We start from the raw sequence: 14,908 nt of genomic DNA, 5'->3' as shown, positions 1-14,908 counted from the left end.
CGCCCGGCTCAGGCGGTGTAGGCCGCCAGCCGCTCCGTCGTGTCCCTGACCTCCGCCAGGGCCTGATGAGCCGTCAGTTTCTCACGTACCAGCGACAGTTGACGCTTGTTGCGGGCCGAGGCCATACCACCCTCGATCAGCCGCAGCGACTCCTGGGCGGCCGCCACCGTGCGGTCCACGTCCCGGTCCTGGAGCGCGGCGTAGGAGAGCCGGGCCAGGCACATGCCCCGGTTGCGGGCGTGCGCGATGTGCTGCAGCCGCGCCGAGCGCTCCAACAGCCGTACCGCCTGCCGGTAGTGGCCGAGGTCGAGCCGGCACATGCCCTCCAGGCAGACCAGTTCGGCCTCGTTGAGGAAGCTCACCCAGTCCGGGTCGCGGTCGGTGGTGCCGCGGCCGAAGGCCTGCCAGGCCCGGCGGATCGCCGCGGCGCAGGCCGGCTCGTTGCCCAGGCGCCCGTAGCCCTGGGCCTCCCGGATCGCCAGCAGCGCCGCCACCCGGGGCGGTGCGCTCCACTCGGCGGCGTGCGCCTGGGCGATCCGGGCGTAGCGGACGGCCTCCCTGGGCTTGCCGAGGTCCACGCTCTGCCGGGCCATGTTGGCCAGGGTGCGGGTGGCGAGCGGGTCGTTCCCGGAGAGGACCGCGGTGTTGAGCGCCTCGGAGAAGTACACCCGGGCCTCGGTCTGACGCTCCGCGTCGTAGCAGAACCAGCCCAGCGAGGTGGTCAACTGGCCCGCGATGTCGTGCAGTTCGCGCCCGGTCTGCTCGCCGTAGGTGGCGTGGTCGATCAGGTCGTGCACCCGGAGCAGCTGGGCCCGGGCCGAGCGCCAGAGCAGGTCGCCGCCGAAGCGCTGGTCGATGGCGTCGAGGTCGAGCGCGGTGGCCCGCAGCTCCTCGATCTCGTCCCTGCCGATCCGCGCCCCGTCCTGCGCGGCCACCGGGGACGCGTCGAGCCAGGGCAGGCCGCCGAGGGCGGCCGTTCCTACCGTTCTGAGAGCCTGACGGCGGTTCAATGGTCCCTGCCGGTCTTCCGTTTCGAGGTCTTCGGTGCTGTCGGCCGGGGAGAACGGACCGAAGCTGACGACCGGGAGCACCGGCGTTCCGCCCTTGGCCACGAAGCCGAGCGCCTCCGGCCCGCGGTCGAACGCGGCCCGCAGCGCCGAGGCGTGGTCCGGTCGCGGCCAGGGCGGGGCCGGGGCCTCCCAGCGCCGGTAGGTCCGCACGTTCACCTGGAACGCCCGGCTGGCGAGCACCTGCTGTCCGGCCGTGCTGATCCCGGCGGCCGCGGCCTCCTGGGAGAACCAGCCCTTGGAGATCCTGGCCGCGTAGAGCAGCTCGTTGCCCGGCGCTCCCCGCCCCATGGTGTCCCCCTCCGCCGTGCCCCGGGCCGCCCTGTCCTGCCGCCCGCCGACAGTGATCACGGTAGAGGAGTCCGCAGCTCACCCGGCCCGTCCGTCCCCCGGACGAGCGACTCCCGGCGGAACCCGCCCCGTGCATGCCCTCGCTATGCCCTCTCCGTGCCCTCGCACCGACCGGCTCCGCCCGCCACCCTGGGCAAGCACAGGAGCCGGGCGCTCCCGACCGACTGGAGCGATACCGGTGATGACGACACTTCAGGTGTGGGAGACGGAGTTCCCGGCCCAGGCGCAGGCCGCGCGGGCGGCCCGGGGCTGGGTGCGGCAGGTGCTCGGCGAGCACGGCTGGACGCCGGAGCGGGCGGACGACGTGGTGACGATCTGCTCGGAGCTGGTGACCAACGTGCTGCTGCACGCCCCCGGCCACCGCTCCGGCATCCCCGTCCGGCTGGAGCTGGACCGCCTCGGCGGCTCCTGCCGGCTGGAGATCAGCGACGGCCGGGCCGAGCGCGGCCCGGTGGTCCGCCCGGCCGGGGTCCGCGACCACGGGCAGGGCATGCGGCTGGTCGAGGCGCTCGCCGCCGACTGGGGCGTGGTGGCGCGCGGCGGCTCCAAGACGGTCTGGGCGGTGGTGCTGCACGGGTCCGTGCGCGGCGCCCCGTCCGAGGGGGTGCCGACCGGCGTCGTGTAGTCCGGGGCTAGGCTGCCCCCATGCTCAAGACGATCTTGGACGCCGCCGCAGCCGGCCGGTTCCCCGCCCCTGACGGCTCGGTGACGGTCCTTCCGCAGCCGAGTCCGCGCGACGCCGGGGTGATCGCCTTCAGCGCGCACGCCGTGGTCTTCACCGACCAGGACCCGGAGTGGGTGCGCGCCGCCGTGGCCGCCGCCCCCGCCGACGTCTTCGCCGCCCCGATGAACCCGCACTTCCTGGCCGGCTTCGCCGACCGCACCGGCCGCCGCATGGACACCATCGACCTCCTCTCCGCCGGCTCCCGCCTCCCCGGCGAGCCCCCGCTCCCCCTCACCCCCGTCGCCGACCGCGACCACCCCCGCCTGGTCCGCGCCCTCGCCTACCGCGAGGACGTCCGTGCCTGGACCGCCCCCGGTGGCGTCCTCATCCTCGGCCGCGGCGTCGCCGGCCGCTGGGAGTGCGCCGTCGAGGTCTCCCCCGAGGCCCGCGGCAAGGGCCTCGGCCGCGCCCTCGCCCTCAGCGCCCGCCACCTCCTCCCCGAGGGCGACCACGTCTGGGCCCAGCAGGCCCCGGGCAACGTCAACAGCGTCCGCACCTTCCAGTCCGCCGGCTTCCGCCCGATCGGCTCCGAGGCGCTCCTGATCCCGCGTCAGGCCTGAGCCCGACTCCCTCCTGCTGAGCCCGACTCCCTCCTGACCAGCCTGGGCGACCATGAGCACGGACATCTACGGCGGCATCGAGTTCCGCCATCCCGGCGTCGACGCCGGGTACTACGAGGGCGAACCCTGGGTCAAGGCGATGGACCTGTGGCCGCTGTACGACCAGAACGACCACGAGTCGTTCAGCTGCCTCTTCGGGGTGCACGACCGCGCGGGATTCCGTCCGCCTTCCGCCGGCCGCGGCCTGCCCGCGGACGTGTCGAGCGGCCTGGCCGACCTGGGACCGCAGCTGGAGGCCGGCGACCTGCACGGCGCCACCTGGGTCGACTGGGCCGAGATCGCCGGCATCGACCCCCGTGCGACTCCCGCCGTGTTCAGCGGGCGGCTGAGCTGGTCGGCGGCGTCCCATCCCGCGCGGATCGACCAGCGGCTGGTGTCCGAGCGGTGGCCCGCGGACGCGGTGGAGGCGGTGGGCCCGCCGCCACCGGGCCTCGACCGTGCGCGCCCCGCCGAGTGGAGCAGGGGCGGCCTCCGGTGCCGGTACGAACCCCTGACCGCGGGCTCCCTGCTCGGCGACGGCTCCGGGTGGGAGCACGTCTTCGCCGTGATGAAGGCGCTCGCGGACCGCTACGGCGAGCGGCACGTCCGGCTGGTGGTGGCCTTCGACTGACGGTCGGTCCCTGATCCCGCGTCAGGCTACGTCCCTCGGCCGGGCCGTGACTGCTCGTGATCCCTCGGACGGGGCCCACGGCTTGCCGAGGCACGCGCTCGCGTGTGCACTCCGTGGTACGGGCCGGTCCGCGCTGCCCGGTCGTCCTGGCAGGTCACCGAGCTCACCGAGGAGCCCTCCGATGCGTCCGATCGTCCGCGGCCTGCTGGCCGGCACCCTCGCCGCGACGACCGTCCTCGCCACCGGCCCGGCCGGTGCCGCCCCGGCCGGGCACCGTGCCCTCCCGTCCCCGGTGTTCGGCGTCACCATCGACGATGTCGAGGACATCGAGCAGGTGGTCGCCGCCGAGGCGACCCTCCCGCGCCGGCCCACCACCCGCGTCGTCTTCGACGACGGGGTGGACGCCGAGCACTACCGGACCCCGGTGGAACGGCTCGGCACGGTCAGCTACGTGATGGGCGGGCTCCTCGACTCCGAGGGCCTGCGCGAGACCGGCGTCGAGGCGTACCGGCAGCGTGCCCAGGCCTACCTGGACGCCCTCGGCGACAGCGTGGACGTGTGGGAGATCGGCAACGAGGTCAACGGCGACTGGACCGGGCCGTACGACTCGGTCGCCCAGAAGATCCGGGCCGCCTTCGACACCGTCGAGGCCGCCGGCGGGCGGACCGCGCTCACCCTCTACGAGAACAGCTACGCCCCGGACCACTGCGGCGACGGGGCGGCCGAGCTGACGCCGGTGCAGTTCTCGCAGCAGTACGTGCCGCAGGCGATGCGGGAGGGCCTGGATTACGTCTGGCTGTCCTACTACCCCACCCAGTGCTCGCCGACGACCTACCCGTCGGCCGCGACCGTCCGTGCCGAGGTGGAGCAGTTGCACGCCCTCTACCCGAACGCCCTGATCGGCTTCGGCGAGGTCGGCCTCCCGGACAAGGTCCGGACCTCCACCCTCGCCAAGGCCAGGGCCGTGATGAACTGGGCCTACCGGCTCGCCCCCGGCCCCGACTACTACGTCGGCGGCTACTTCTGGTGGTACGCCTACGAGGACGCGTTCACCGGGCGGCAGCTCCTGCTGCCCGACCTGCGGCAGGCCTTCCTCAACGAGGCCGCGGCACTGGGCGGGTAGCTCAGAGCTCGTCCCAACGGACGGTGGCCCAGGCGGCGGTGAGGACATCGACGAGTTCCGAACCGTCGCCGGGGAGGGCCGACTCGTCGATGCTCGCCAGGGGTTGGGCGTGGCAGTGCGAGTTGGTGGCGACGGCCGCGCGCAGCGGCGGGAGGTCGGCGAGGGTCAGCGGGACGACCGACCAGGGCAGGCCGAGGTGGGTGAGGCCGCGTCGCAAGAGCAGCATGGTGATGCCGGGCAGGGCTTCCCCGTCCGGCCAGAGCACCCGGGCGCCGTCCCAGAGGGCGAGGTTCCAGACCGATCCCTCGCGCAGGCGCCCGTCCCGGCCGAGGAACAGGACGTCGTCGTAGCCGGCCGCCCGCGCCTGCAGCGCCTGGTGGGTCAGGCCCATGGTGGCCAGGTGCTTCAGGTGCGGCAGGTCGCGCTCATAAGTGGCGGTCCGGACCCGCAGCGGCGGCCGCGGCTCCTCGCTGACCGGGTCGGCGACCGCGACCATCAGGTCCGGTACGTGCGGGACGCCGACCTGCGGGACGACCGTCACCTGGACCGAGGCGTCGCGTTCGCCGCCGAGCGCGTGCCGGACCAGCCCCCGGATCCGGTCCTCGTCGTGCTCGGCCTCGGCACCGAAGAACGCCCGGGTCCCCGCTTCGAGCCGTGCCAGGTGCAGGTCGAGGCCGCGCACCCGCCCGCCGCGCACCTGCATCGAGGTGAAGTGCCCGTAGTTCCAGGTCGCCGCCCGGTAGACGTCCGCGACCTCTGCGGGCCGGCCGTTGATCTCGATGTTCCGCACCCGCGCCATGCTGCCACGTCCACGCACGGAGAAGATCATCCACCCCCGGCCGCCGCCTGCCCGGAGGCCACGCGGCGCACGGAGCGGTGAAATTCCGTCAGCGGCCGCCGCCGGACGGGATAGCGTCCCGGCATGACCAGCTCAGCGCACCCCGTGACCGCCGACGACCTCGACCAGGCCGTCCAGCTCGCCCTGACCACCCTCCGCCAGGCCCCGCCCACCACCGACTGGGACCGTCCGGCCGGCGCCCTCACCTGGACCTGCTGGGAGACGGTGGAGCACCTGGCCGACGACCTCTTCGCCTACGCCGCCCAACTCGGGCCGCGCAGGCCTCCGTTGACCGGGGAGGTGCCGTTCGTCTGGGAGGCCCGGCGCGAGGGCGGCCCGGCCAACGCGATCCACGCGGACCGTGCGGCCGGGCCGGAGGGGCTGCTCCAAGTCCTTGAGGCGGCCGGGTCGTTCCTCGTCGCGCTGGTCCGGGTCTCCGCCCCGGAGGTACGGGCGTACCACGGCTACGGCATCTCCGACCCGGAGGGCTTCGCCGCGATGGGCATCGTCGAGACCCTGGTCCACACCCACGACCTGGCGGAGGGGCTCGGGCTCGCCTGGGAGCCCCCGGCCGGGCTGTGCGCGCGGACGGTGGCGCGGCTGTTCCCGGAGGCCCCGACCGGGGAGGACCCGTGGCGGACGCTGCTCTGGTGCACGGGCCGCGCGGACCTGCCGGGGCGTCAGCGCCCCGTCCGCTGGCGGTGGGACGGCCGTCCGGCCGCCGAGCGGACGGGGTGAGACGGGGCGCAGCCGCGGCTCAGTGGTGGATCTCGGCCCGCAGCAGGTTCGGGTCCGGCGGCTGCTCGAAGAAGGCCCCGCTGGTGACGTACACGGAGCCGTCGCGGACCGCGACCGAGGTGGGGTTGGAGAGCCCGTCCTGCTTGGTGAGCACCACCGTCCGCTTCCCGCCGGTGGTGACGTGGACCAGTTCACCGGCCACGTTGCGGGCCGCCAGCAGGTCGTCCCGGTGGCCGGTGAAGTTGAAGTCGTCGATGCCGTCGAGCCCGGTGATCCGGGTCTCGACCGGCCCGGGAAGGGCATCCGGGTCCGAACCGACGGCGATCCGCAGGACGGTGCCGCAGTCGGTGTTGGAGACCCAGACCGCGCCGTGGTGGTAGCGGACCCCGTTGGCCCCGATGAACCCGTTGGGCCGCAGGTCCGGGTGGATCGCCCAGGCCAGCGGCACGCCGCCGTCGACCGGGACCCGCCAGACCACGCCCATCACCGAGTCGGCGGCGTAGAGCTGACCGTGCTTCCGGTCCAGGGTCAGGCCGTTGGGGATGCCGTCCGGCGGCAGGGCGCTGATCTGCTCGGGCTCGCAGCCGGGGCGGATCCGCCAGATGCCGGTGAGCTTGGTGCCGGTGACGTAGTTGACGTAGAGGGTGCCGTCGTCGGCCCGGACGATGCCGGTGAGCGCGGCGTAGCCGAAGAGCGGCGTGGCGGGGTGCTCCTCGGTGGGCAGGGTGGCCAGGATCGTCACCTGCCCGTCGGGGGCGACCCGGGCCACCTGGCCGCTGCGCAGCAGGGTGAGGTCGGCGCTGCCGTCGGGTTCGAGAGCGACGTTCTCCGGCAACTGCCCTGCGGCGAAGTCGAAGTGGGCCGCGATGTGCGGATCTGAGAGCGGCGGGGCGACGGCCACGGCCGAGGCGGGGACGAGCAGGGCCAGCGCGAGCGCGCCGGCACCGGCCAGGCGGGTGGAGCGGTACACGGGTACTCCTCTACGGGGACGCGCCGGGCGCCGGTGGGGACACGGGCCCGGCCTTGCCGAAAGCAGAGCACGCCGCCCCCGTCCCCGCCCGTCGGCCCGGCACCCCGCCCGGGGCCTGACGCCCCGCCACACCGCGCCCGGCCCGAAGCCGTCCCCCGCACGGCGGACACCGGTTCGGCCCCGCCTCAGCCGGAGCGCCGGTCCTCCCGGTAGGCGGCCGGGGAGGTGCCCAGGGCACGGCGGAAGGTACGGCGCATCACCTCCGGCGAGCGGTATCCCGTCAGGTGGGCGATCCGGTCGACCGTGTCGGAGGTGTCGGCCAGTAGCAGGCACGCCGCCTCCAACCTGGTCCGTTCGACGTACCGCCCCGGCGGGGTGCCCGTCTCGGCCGTGAACGCCCGGGTGAACTGACGCAGCGACAGACCCGCACGCCGGGCCAGCGCCTCCACGCTCAGATCTGCGCCGGAGTGCTCGGCGATCCACAGCTGCCCCTCGCGCAGCCCGGGTCGCGCGGCGGCCTGGGCCCGCAGCTGGGCCGAGAGCTGGGGCTCGCCGCCCCGGCGGCGGACGGCGATCACCAGGTGCCGGGCGACGGTCATGGCCACCTCCCGGCCGAGGTCCTCCTCGACCAGTTCCAGCGCGACGTCGGCTCCGCTCGCCACCCCCGCCGAGCTGAGCACGGGGCCGTCCCGGAGGTACAGCACGTCCTCGCGCACCGTCAGTCCGGGGTGGCCGGCGGCGAGTTCGGCCGTTCGGCTCCAGTGGGTGGTGACGCTGCGCCCGTCCAGCAGACCGGCCTCGGCGAGCAGGAAGGCACCGGTGCAGAGCGCCACGACCCGCTCCACCCCGGCGGCCGGCCCGTCCCGCAGCAGGCCGGCCAGCCGTTGGTCCACGGCGATCGCCCCGTCCGCGCCGGGCGAGCCGCCCGGGACGAGCAGGGTGTGCGGGCGGGGTGCGCCGGCCAGGTCGAGGTCCGGCGTCAGGCGCAGGCCACTGGTGGTGCGGACGGGAGTCCGGCGAGGCGGTGCGGATCCGGTAGACCGGGCCGTCCGGCGTGCCGGGAGCGCGGCCGAGGGCGTGGGCGTTCGCGCCCGCGAGCACCTCCACGGCCCCGGCCGCGCCCAGCCCGGCCACACCCTCCGACAGCACCACCAGTACCTCACGGGCCTTCACGCGTCCCAGCCTCGGCCCGGCCCGGGGCGGTCGCAAGGCCGCCGGACAGCGGGTGGCCCGGATGGTGGGCGGCCCGGATGGTGGGCGGCCCGGATGGTGGGGATTCCGTCCTTGCCCGGGTACGGGAGGCGGACCAAGCTCGGTGACAGGGCCGCTGCCCGTCCGGGGCACGGCCGTCCGACTACATGGCGATCTACAACCGCGAGTGCCGTTAGGGAGGGCCGGGCCGTGCGCCGAACCAGTTACCACACCAGGCAGACCGGGGACACCGACTGCGGCCCGGCCTGTGTCCGCACCGTCCTGCGACGGCACGGACTGACGGTCGACACCGCCGTGCTCCGGGACTCGGTCGGCCTCGGCGAGCGGGGCTCCAGCCTGCTCCGGCTGCGACAGGTGCTCGCCGGTTACGGCACGGAGAGCCTGCTTCTGAAGCTGGACGTCGGCCAACTGGCCCGCGCGGTCCGGACGGCCGGGCCGGCCATCGTGCCGATCCGGGTGGAGGAGCGCCCGCACTTCGTGGTGGTGCACCGGGCCGGGACCGACGGCGCCTTCACCGTCAGTGATCCGCTGCGACCGCGACCGGTCCGGATCGGCCGGGCGGACCTCGCCGAGGTCTTCCTCGGCGCCGCCCTGGTGACGGAGAGTCCGCCCCCTGCCACCGGCGGCGGCGCCGGCATCCCGGCCGCACCGTCCTCCGTCCACTGCTGCGGGGGTGCCGTCCGGCCCTTCTCCTGGTCCTGCTGCTCACCCTCCTGGTCTCCGGAGTGGTGCTGCTCACCGGGATCTTCCTGCAGATCGCCCTCGACGTGCTGGCGCGCGGTGGTGGGGAGCGCGCGCTGGCCGCGATCACCACCGGATTCGCCGTCGTGGTGCTGGCCGCCGCCGGGGTGCAGTACCTGCGCGGCCGGGTGCACGAGCGCCCGTACGGCCCGGACGGTGCGGAGCCTCCGAGCGTCCGGCTGGCCGTCCGCTCCGACCACGACGGGCACCGGCCGGAGGTCGTGGCCCCTCGTGACAAGCCCCTCCGCTACGGCCGGCTGGTCGAGCTCTCGGCGGCCGAGGAGCCGCAGAACCCGAAGTGGTCGTACTACCGCGCCCAGGCCGAGCTGCTCGGCCCTCTCCCGCCCCGGCGGGCCCAGGGCCCCTACCGCGAACTCGCCAGGCTGCTGGACGAGTTGCCCACCGAAGCCCCCGGCTACTGGAGCGAACGGCGCGGCGACTCCTGGGCCTTGCTCTGCGACTTGGCGCTCCGCTTCGGCGGCGCGGCCGAAATCGCCGAGCGCACAGCACAGTTGGACCGGTCCGGACGACATGAGGAGGCCGTCCTCTACCGATCGCCGGCCGCCGCCGGCGCCGCGTTCCGCACCCTCTCGGGAGTGGTCGACGCCATCGAGTCGCTCCCTCCCGGTGACCGACCGCACGGCTCCCGCCGGGCCGGCACCCTCTACGAGCTGGAGGCCCTGGCCGCCCTCGCGGCCGGACGGCACGGGGAGCTGCGCGCCGCACTGGTGCGCGCCTCGGCCGCCGGCGCGGGCGCGGGCCTCCGGAACGAGCTGGCGGGGTTGCTCCGGGTGACGCAGAGTCAGGAGCGGGCACCCCGGCCCCACCGACCCCGGACGGCGGCGGGCCCCGCCGCAGTCCCGACCGCGCACGAGTGAAGAGGAGCAGGCCATGGGCCTCGAGGACATGCCGATGGACGACTGGAAGATCCGTTCCGCCGAGGGCAAGGAGTACGCCTTCGACGACGAGGAGGAGGCCCGGCAGGCCCTACCGGAGTACGGCGAGGGGGCGACGCTCTGGAAGCGCCGGGCCTACCGGGGCCTCCTGCACCTGACCATGTCGCCGGGTGGCTGGACGCAGGTCACGGTCTGAGCGGCGGTCAGCTCTGGGCGTTGTAGAAGCCGATCAACAGGGCTCCCCACCAGCCGAGTTGGGAGACCAGGGCGGAGACCGCGCCCCGCACCAGCAGGGGGCGGGGCGGCCGTTCGTCGCCGCAGACCGCCAGACGCCGCTGGAGTGCGCCCGCCTGGACGCCGTTGAGGGCGATCATCAGCACCAGGACCAGCTTGAGCTGGGTGAGGCCGGAGTCGAGGTGGGGCTCCAGCAGGACGCCGCTGAGCGTGAGACCGGCCAGGCCCGCCCAGATGGGGGTGTGCAACGGGGCCGCCAGCTCCAGGACTTGGCACAGCGTGCGGCGGCCGAGCAGCCAGAGGGCGCCGACGTAGTCGACGGCGAGGACGGCGCCGAAGCCGGCCACCAGGGAGACCAGGTGGACCAGCAGGGCGGCCGTGTGCAGGGCCGGGGCGGCCCGGACGTGGCCGGCGGTCCAGGCGCTGGCGGCCCAGAAGGCGGCCAGCGCCAGCGACACGAGGGCATGGCGAAGTGCTCTGCCGCGCGGGGGCACGGCAGGTTCCGACTGAGGCATGGGGGTGCTCCCGGGTGGGGGTCCGGCAGGCTGACGCAGTGTCAGGTCAGGGTTCCGCTTTCCTGCCAGCCCCGTCAATAGGTCTGGACCAATCGGAGAGCGGTCCCCCTGCCGGGCGGTGCCCGGGCGCACACGAACGGTTCAGGTCCGGCCCGAGCGGGCCGCGGTCAGGGCGCCGTCCGGCGGATCACCGCAACCGCCTCGGCGATCTGGATGTCCGTCAGGTCGCCCCGGGCGGTGAGCCGCAGGCGCGAGATGCCGTCCGGCACGGACGGCGGGCGGAAGCAGCCGACCGCGAGCCCGGCGGTGCGGCAGTCGGCCGCCCAGCGGACGGCCGCCTCCGGCCCGGGGGCCCGGACCGAGACCACGGCGGCGTCCGGGGTGCTGGCCTCCAGGCCGGCCGCGGTCAGCTGGGCGGAGAGCAGCCGGGCCACCTCGCGGGCCCGCTCGGCGCGCTCCGGCTCGGCCCGCAGCAGACGCAGCGCGCCGAGCGCCGCGCCGACGGCGGCCGGGGCCAGGCCGGTGTCGAAGATGAAGGTGCGGGCGGTCTCGGTGAGGTGCCTGATCACCCGTCGGGGGCCGAGCACGGCGCCGCCCTGGGAGGCCAGCGACTTGGAGAGCGTGACGGTGGCGACCGTGTCCGGGGCACCCGCCAGACCGGCGGCGGCGAGCGCGCCGCTGCCGCCGGGGCCGAGCACCCCGAGGCCGTGCGCGTCGTCGATCAGCAGCGCGGCGCCGTGGGCGCGGGCGGCGGCGGAGAGCTCGCCGATCCGGGCGGCGTTGCCGTCCACCGAGAAGACCGAGTCGCTGACCACCAGGGCGCGGCGGTGGCTCCGGGCGGCGAGCGCGGCGGCCACGGCGGGCGGGTCGTCGTGCGGGGCGCGGTGCACGTCGCTGCGGGAGAGCCGGCAGCCGTCGATCAGCGAGGCGTGGTTGTTGGCGTCGGAGACGATCAGCGTGTCCGGGTCGGTGAGCGCGGTGAGCGCGGCCAGGTTGGCGGCGTACCCGGAGGAGAAGACCAGCGCGGCCTCCACCCCGCAGAAGTCGGCGAGCTCCTGCTCCAGCTCGGTGTGCAGCGCGGTGGTGCCGGTGACCAGCCGGGAGCCGGTGGAACCGCCGCCCCAGCGCAGCGCGGCGTCGGCGGCGGCCCGGGTGACGGCGGGGTGGTGGACCAGGCCGAGGTAGTCGTTGCTCGCCAGGTCGAGCACCGGATCCTCGGCGGGACGGCTGCGCAGCGTCCTGGTCAGCCCGGCGGCGGCGCGCAGCTCGGCCGCCTCGTCGAGCCAGTCGAAGACGGCGGCGGGGGCGCTGGTGGCGGCGGGCTGGGCGGAGTGGACCATGGCCCGCACTCTGTCATCCGACCGGCCGCAGGACAACGCCCGCCGTGCTGGGCTGCTGCCGCGACACCCCCGCTGACCTGCGATGACACTGGGGCCCGGGGTGGCGCGTGTGGCTCAGTTCACGCCCTCGCGCAGCGCCGCGCCCGCCCCTGCCGAAGCCTTCGGAGGGGCGGGCGCGGCGAGGACCGGCGCGGTGACGGCGGGTCAGACCACGGGCTTGACGTTCGTGCCCTCGCCGAAGGCGTCGGCGGCGTCCGCCGCGGTGGCCGGGGGCTGGTCGGCGACGGCGCGTTCCTCCGCCTCGACCTCCTCGGTGGACTTCGGGCGGCCGATGGAGACGGTCAGCTCGTCCCGGGCCGGATCGGCGTCGGCCAAGATGGTGTCACCGGGCCGGAGTTCGCCGCCGAGCAGCAGCGAGGCCACCTTGTTGTCGAGCTCGCTCTGGATGGTGCGGCGCAGCGGGCGGGCGCCGAAGGCGGGCTGGTGGCCGTGGGCGACCAGCAGCTTGCGGGCGGCCTCGGTCACCTCCAGCTCCATGCCCTGGGCACGGACCCGCCGTTCACTGCCCTTGAGCAGCAGGTCGACGATCTGTCCGAGGTCGTCCTCGGTGAGGGCGTCGAAGATGACGGTGTCGTCGATCCGGTTGAGGAACTCGGGCGGGAAGTGTGCCTGAAGGTCGCCCAGCAGCGCGTCCCGGATCGAGGCGGTGTCGCCCTTCGCGGCCAGGATGCGCTGGGCGCCGATGTTGCTGGTGAGGATGACCACGGTGTTGCGGAAGTCGACGGTGCGGCCCTGACCGTCGGTCAGGCGGCCGTCGTCCAGCACCTGGAGCAGGGTGTTGAAGACGTCGGGGTGGGCCTTCTCCACCTCGTCGAAGAGCAGCACGCTGTAGGGCTTGCGGCGGACCTTCTCGGTGAGCTGCCCGGCCTCCTCGTAGCCGACGTACCCGGGCGGGGCGCCGACCAGCCGGGAGACGGTGTGCTTCTCCTGGAACTCGCTCATGTCGAAGCGGATCAGCCGGTCCTCGTCGCCGAACAGCAACTCGGCCAGCGCTTTGGCCAGTTCGGTCTTGCCGACGCCGGTCGGGCCGAGGAAGAGGAAGGAGCCGACCGGCCGGTCCGGGTCGCCCATGCCGGCCCGGCTGCGCCGCACCGCCTCGGAGATCGCCACCACCGCCTCGTCCTGGCCGATCACCCGGCCGTGCAGGGCGTCCTCCAGCTTGAGCAGCCGGTCCTTCTCGCTCTCGGTCATCTGGGCGACCGGGATGCCGGTCCGTCGGGAGAGCACCTCGGCGATGTCGTCCACCGTCACCGCCATCACGCCCTCGCGACGCTCGGCGATCCCGACCAGTTCGGACTCGGCCTCGGCGATCTGCTTCTTCAACTCCCCGGCCCGGTCGAACTCCTCGGCCGCCACCGCCTGGTCCTTCTCCCGGCGCAGCTTGGCGATCCGGTCCTCCAGGCCGATCGCCGGGGTGGACTTGCCGAGCGACTTGAGCCGCACCCTGGCCCCGGCCTGGTCGAGCAGGTCGATCGCCTTGTCCGGCAGGAAGCGGTCACTGACGTAGCGGTCGGAGAGCTCGGCCGCGGCCACCAACGCGTCGTCGGAGAACCGGACTTGGTGGTGCTCCTCGTAGGCGTCGCGCAGGCCCTCCAGGATCTGGACGGTCTCCGGCACGCTGGGCTCGGGCACCAGCACCGGCTGGAAGCGGCGCTCCAGCGCGGCGTCCTTCTCCACGTGCTTGCGGTACTCGTCGATGGTGGTGGCGCCGATCACGTGCAGTTCGCCGCGGGCCAGCGCGGGCTTGAGCATGTTGCCCGCGTCCATCGCCCCCTCGCCGCCCGCTCCGGCCCCCACCACGGTGTGCAACTCGTCGATGAACAGCACGAGTTCGTCGGAGGACTGCTTGACCTCGTCGATCACCCCCTTGAGCCGCTCCTCGAACTCGCCGCGGTACTTGGCGCCGGCCACCATGCCGGACAGGTCCAGCGAGACCACCCGCCGGCCCTCCAGCGTCGCGGGCACCTCACCGGCCACGATCCGCTGGGCCAAGCCCTCCACGATGGCGGTCTTGCCGACACCCGGTTCGCCGATCAGCACCGGGTTGTTCTTGGAGCGGCGGGAGAGGATCTCGACGGTCTGCTCGATCTCCTCGGCCCGGCCGACCACCGGGTCGAGCTTCCCGGCCCGGGCGTCGGCGGTGAGGTCGCGGCCGTACTCGTCCAGGGTCGGGGTGCCGGAGGCCGTGCCGGAGGCGCCGCCCTCCGCGGCGGCGGCCCGGTCGGTGTCGGTGCGCAGCCGCTTGAGGTCACCGCCGCCCGAGGTGAGCAGCTTGGCCGCGCCGGAGTCCGGGTCGTCCAGCAGCGCGCCGAGGACGTGCTCGGGGCCGATGTAGGAACCACCGGGGCCGCCGGAGGCCTGCGAGCGGGTGTACGCGGCGCGCAGCACCCGCTTGGCGGCGGGGGTGAGCCTCGGCTCGGCGGACGGGGTGCCGGAGACGCCCGGCATCACCTTGACGATCTCCTCGGCCAGCCGGTCCGGATCCACCCCGGCCTGCACCAGCAGGCCGCGGGCCGGTTCGACCAGCGTGCAGGCCCAGAGCAGGTGCCCGGTGTCGAGGTCCTCGCTGCCGTCCTCCTCGGCCCGTGCCTGGGCCCGGCCGATCAGTTCGCGGGCCGAGTCGGAGAGCAGCTTGCCGATCGGCACCCGCTGGACGGCCGGCGGCGAGGAGGCCGGCGACATCCCGAAGAAGCGGTTCAGCAGGTCGGAGAACGGGTCCGGCCCGTCGCCGGCGCCGAAGGAACCGAAGGGGGGCATGGTCATGAGCGGTACGACCTCCTGGACCCCCCGGCAGACGACGTGGCTGCTGCCCATCCGACCACCGGTCCGGGCCGCGCTCCCTGTGCTGCTGCGCCATCCAGGTAGCGGG

General features: G+C 74.6%; 13 protein-coding genes and 2 pseudogenes. 8 read left to right on the top strand and 7 right to left on the bottom strand.

The window, feature by feature from the left end:
* Positions 1 to 8: 8 nt before the first annotated feature.
* Complete coding sequence (locus ACWCYY_RS26335) at positions 9 to 1,358, bottom strand: hypothetical protein (protein ID WP_449797445.1); 1,350 nt, start codon at positions 1,356 to 1,358, stop codon at positions 9 to 11.
* Positions 1,359 to 1,599: 241 nt separating this feature from the next.
* On the opposite strand from ACWCYY_RS26335, the gene ACWCYY_RS26330 reads away from it, so the two are divergent.
* The 4 genes from ACWCYY_RS26330 (at position 1,600) to ACWCYY_RS26315 (ending at position 4,495) form a co-directional block, all read left to right on the top strand.
* Complete coding sequence (locus ACWCYY_RS26330; RefSeq protein ID WP_345289642.1) at positions 1,600 to 2,043, top strand: ATP-binding protein; 444 nt, start codon at positions 1,600 to 1,602, stop codon at positions 2,041 to 2,043.
* A 20-nt stretch (positions 2,044 to 2,063) separates the two neighbouring features.
* Positions 2,064 to 2,702, top strand: coding sequence for a GNAT family N-acetyltransferase (locus ACWCYY_RS26325; protein WP_449797444.1), 639 nt, complete (start codon positions 2,064 to 2,066; stop codon positions 2,700 to 2,702).
* Positions 2,703 to 2,754: 52 nt separating this feature from the next.
* Positions 2,755 to 3,372 (top strand): hypothetical protein, encoded by a 618-nt coding sequence (locus tag ACWCYY_RS26320; protein WP_449797443.1) that lies wholly within the window; start codon positions 2,755 to 2,757, stop codon positions 3,370 to 3,372.
* Positions 3,373 to 3,553: 181 nt separating this feature from the next.
* Positions 3,554 to 4,495 (top strand): hypothetical protein, encoded by a 942-nt coding sequence (locus ACWCYY_RS26315; RefSeq protein ID WP_449797442.1) that lies wholly within the window; start codon positions 3,554 to 3,556, stop codon positions 4,493 to 4,495.
* A 1-nt stretch (position 4,496) separates the two neighbouring features.
* Here the strand turns inward: ACWCYY_RS26315 and ACWCYY_RS26310 are convergent, their stop codons facing one another.
* Positions 4,497 to 5,285: an aminotransferase class IV gene (locus ACWCYY_RS26310; RefSeq protein WP_345289647.1), complete on the bottom strand. Its 789-nt coding sequence runs from the start codon at positions 5,283 to 5,285 to the stop codon at positions 4,497 to 4,499.
* Between the two features lie 132 nt (positions 5,286 to 5,417).
* Here ACWCYY_RS26310 and ACWCYY_RS26305 point away from each other — a divergent pair, with 132 nt between their 5' ends.
* Positions 5,418 to 6,071 carry a maleylpyruvate isomerase N-terminal domain-containing protein gene (locus ACWCYY_RS26305; RefSeq protein WP_449797441.1) on the top strand — a complete coding sequence of 218 codons (654 nt, stop codon included), beginning with the start codon at positions 5,418 to 5,420 and terminating at the stop codon, positions 6,069 to 6,071.
* 19 nt (positions 6,072 to 6,090) lie between these two features.
* On the opposite strand, the gene ACWCYY_RS26300 is transcribed toward ACWCYY_RS26305, so the two are convergent.
* Positions 6,091 to 7,041 carry a hypothetical protein gene (locus ACWCYY_RS26300; RefSeq protein WP_345289649.1) on the bottom strand — a complete coding sequence of 317 codons (951 nt, stop codon included), beginning with the start codon at positions 7,039 to 7,041 and terminating at the stop codon, positions 6,091 to 6,093.
* Positions 7,042 to 7,226: 185 nt separating this feature from the next.
* Positions 7,227 to 8,214 (bottom strand): annotated as a pseudogene (locus ACWCYY_RS26295) (GlxA family transcriptional regulator).
* A gap of 93 nt (positions 8,215 to 8,307) precedes the next feature.
* On the opposite strand from ACWCYY_RS26295, the pseudogene ACWCYY_RS26290 reads away from it, so the two are divergent.
* The 3 genes and pseudogenes from ACWCYY_RS26290 to ACWCYY_RS26280 all read left to right on the top strand — a co-directional run.
* Positions 8,308 to 8,847, top strand: a pseudogene (locus ACWCYY_RS26290) (cysteine peptidase family C39 domain-containing protein); the annotation flags it as partial.
* Between the two features lie 131 nt (positions 8,848 to 8,978).
* On the top strand, positions 8,979 to 9,872 hold the full coding sequence (locus tag ACWCYY_RS26285; protein ID WP_449797440.1) for a hypothetical protein: 894 nt from the start codon (positions 8,979 to 8,981) through the stop codon (positions 9,870 to 9,872).
* Between the two features lie 13 nt (positions 9,873 to 9,885).
* Positions 9,886 to 10,086 (top strand): hypothetical protein, encoded by a 201-nt coding sequence (locus ACWCYY_RS26280; protein ID WP_449797439.1) that lies wholly within the window; start codon positions 9,886 to 9,888, stop codon positions 10,084 to 10,086.
* Positions 10,087 to 10,093: 7 nt separating this feature from the next.
* Here ACWCYY_RS26280 and ACWCYY_RS26275 read toward each other — a convergent pair whose 3' ends face one another.
* The 3 genes from ACWCYY_RS26275 to ACWCYY_RS26265 all read right to left on the bottom strand — a co-directional run bounded on the left by ACWCYY_RS26275 (position 10,094) and on the right by ACWCYY_RS26265 (position 14,802).
* Positions 10,094 to 10,582: a hypothetical protein gene (locus ACWCYY_RS26275; protein WP_449797438.1), complete on the bottom strand. Its 489-nt coding sequence runs from the start codon at positions 10,580 to 10,582 to the stop codon at positions 10,094 to 10,096.
* Positions 10,583 to 10,806: 224 nt separating this feature from the next.
* The gene (locus ACWCYY_RS26270; RefSeq protein ID WP_449797437.1) at positions 10,807 to 11,979 is read right to left on the bottom strand and encodes an 8-amino-7-oxononanoate synthase; all 1,173 of its coding nucleotides are present in this window, start codon (positions 11,977 to 11,979) and stop codon (positions 10,807 to 10,809) included.
* Positions 11,980 to 12,183: 204 nt separating this feature from the next.
* On the bottom strand, positions 12,184 to 14,802 hold the full coding sequence (locus ACWCYY_RS26265) for an ATP-dependent Clp protease ATP-binding subunit (RefSeq protein WP_449797436.1): 2,619 nt from the start codon (positions 14,800 to 14,802) through the stop codon (positions 12,184 to 12,186).
* Between the last annotated feature and the right edge of the window lie 106 nt (positions 14,803 to 14,908).

This window comes from Kitasatospora sp. NPDC001664 (assembly GCF_053596675.1).
This window is presented reverse-complemented; position numbering and strand designations above follow the sequence as displayed.

Coding starts and splice junctions, on each gene's coding strand:
- ACWCYY_RS26335 (WP_449797445.1), bottom strand. CDS start 1,358: ATGGGGCGGGGAGCGCCGGGCAACGAGCTGCTCTACGCGGCCAGGATC.
- ACWCYY_RS26330 (WP_345289642.1), top strand. CDS start 1,600: ATGACGACACTTCAGGTGTGGGAGACGGAGTTCCCGGCCCAGGCGCAG.
- ACWCYY_RS26325 (WP_449797444.1), top strand. CDS start 2,064: ATGCTCAAGACGATCTTGGACGCCGCCGCAGCCGGCCGGTTCCCCGCC.
- ACWCYY_RS26320 (WP_449797443.1), top strand. CDS start 2,755: ATGAGCACGGACATCTACGGCGGCATCGAGTTCCGCCATCCCGGCGTC.
- ACWCYY_RS26315 (WP_449797442.1), top strand. CDS start 3,554: ATGCGTCCGATCGTCCGCGGCCTGCTGGCCGGCACCCTCGCCGCGACG.
- ACWCYY_RS26305 (WP_449797441.1), top strand. CDS start 5,418: ATGACCAGCTCAGCGCACCCCGTGACCGCCGACGACCTCGACCAGGCC.
- ACWCYY_RS26280 (WP_449797439.1), top strand. CDS start 9,886: ATGGGCCTCGAGGACATGCCGATGGACGACTGGAAGATCCGTTCCGCC.
- ACWCYY_RS26270 (WP_449797437.1), bottom strand. CDS start 11,979: ATGGTCCACTCCGCCCAGCCCGCCGCCACCAGCGCCCCCGCCGCCGTC.
- ACWCYY_RS26265 (WP_449797436.1), bottom strand. CDS start 14,802: ATGACCATGCCCCCCTTCGGTTCCTTCGGCGCCGGCGACGGGCCGGAC.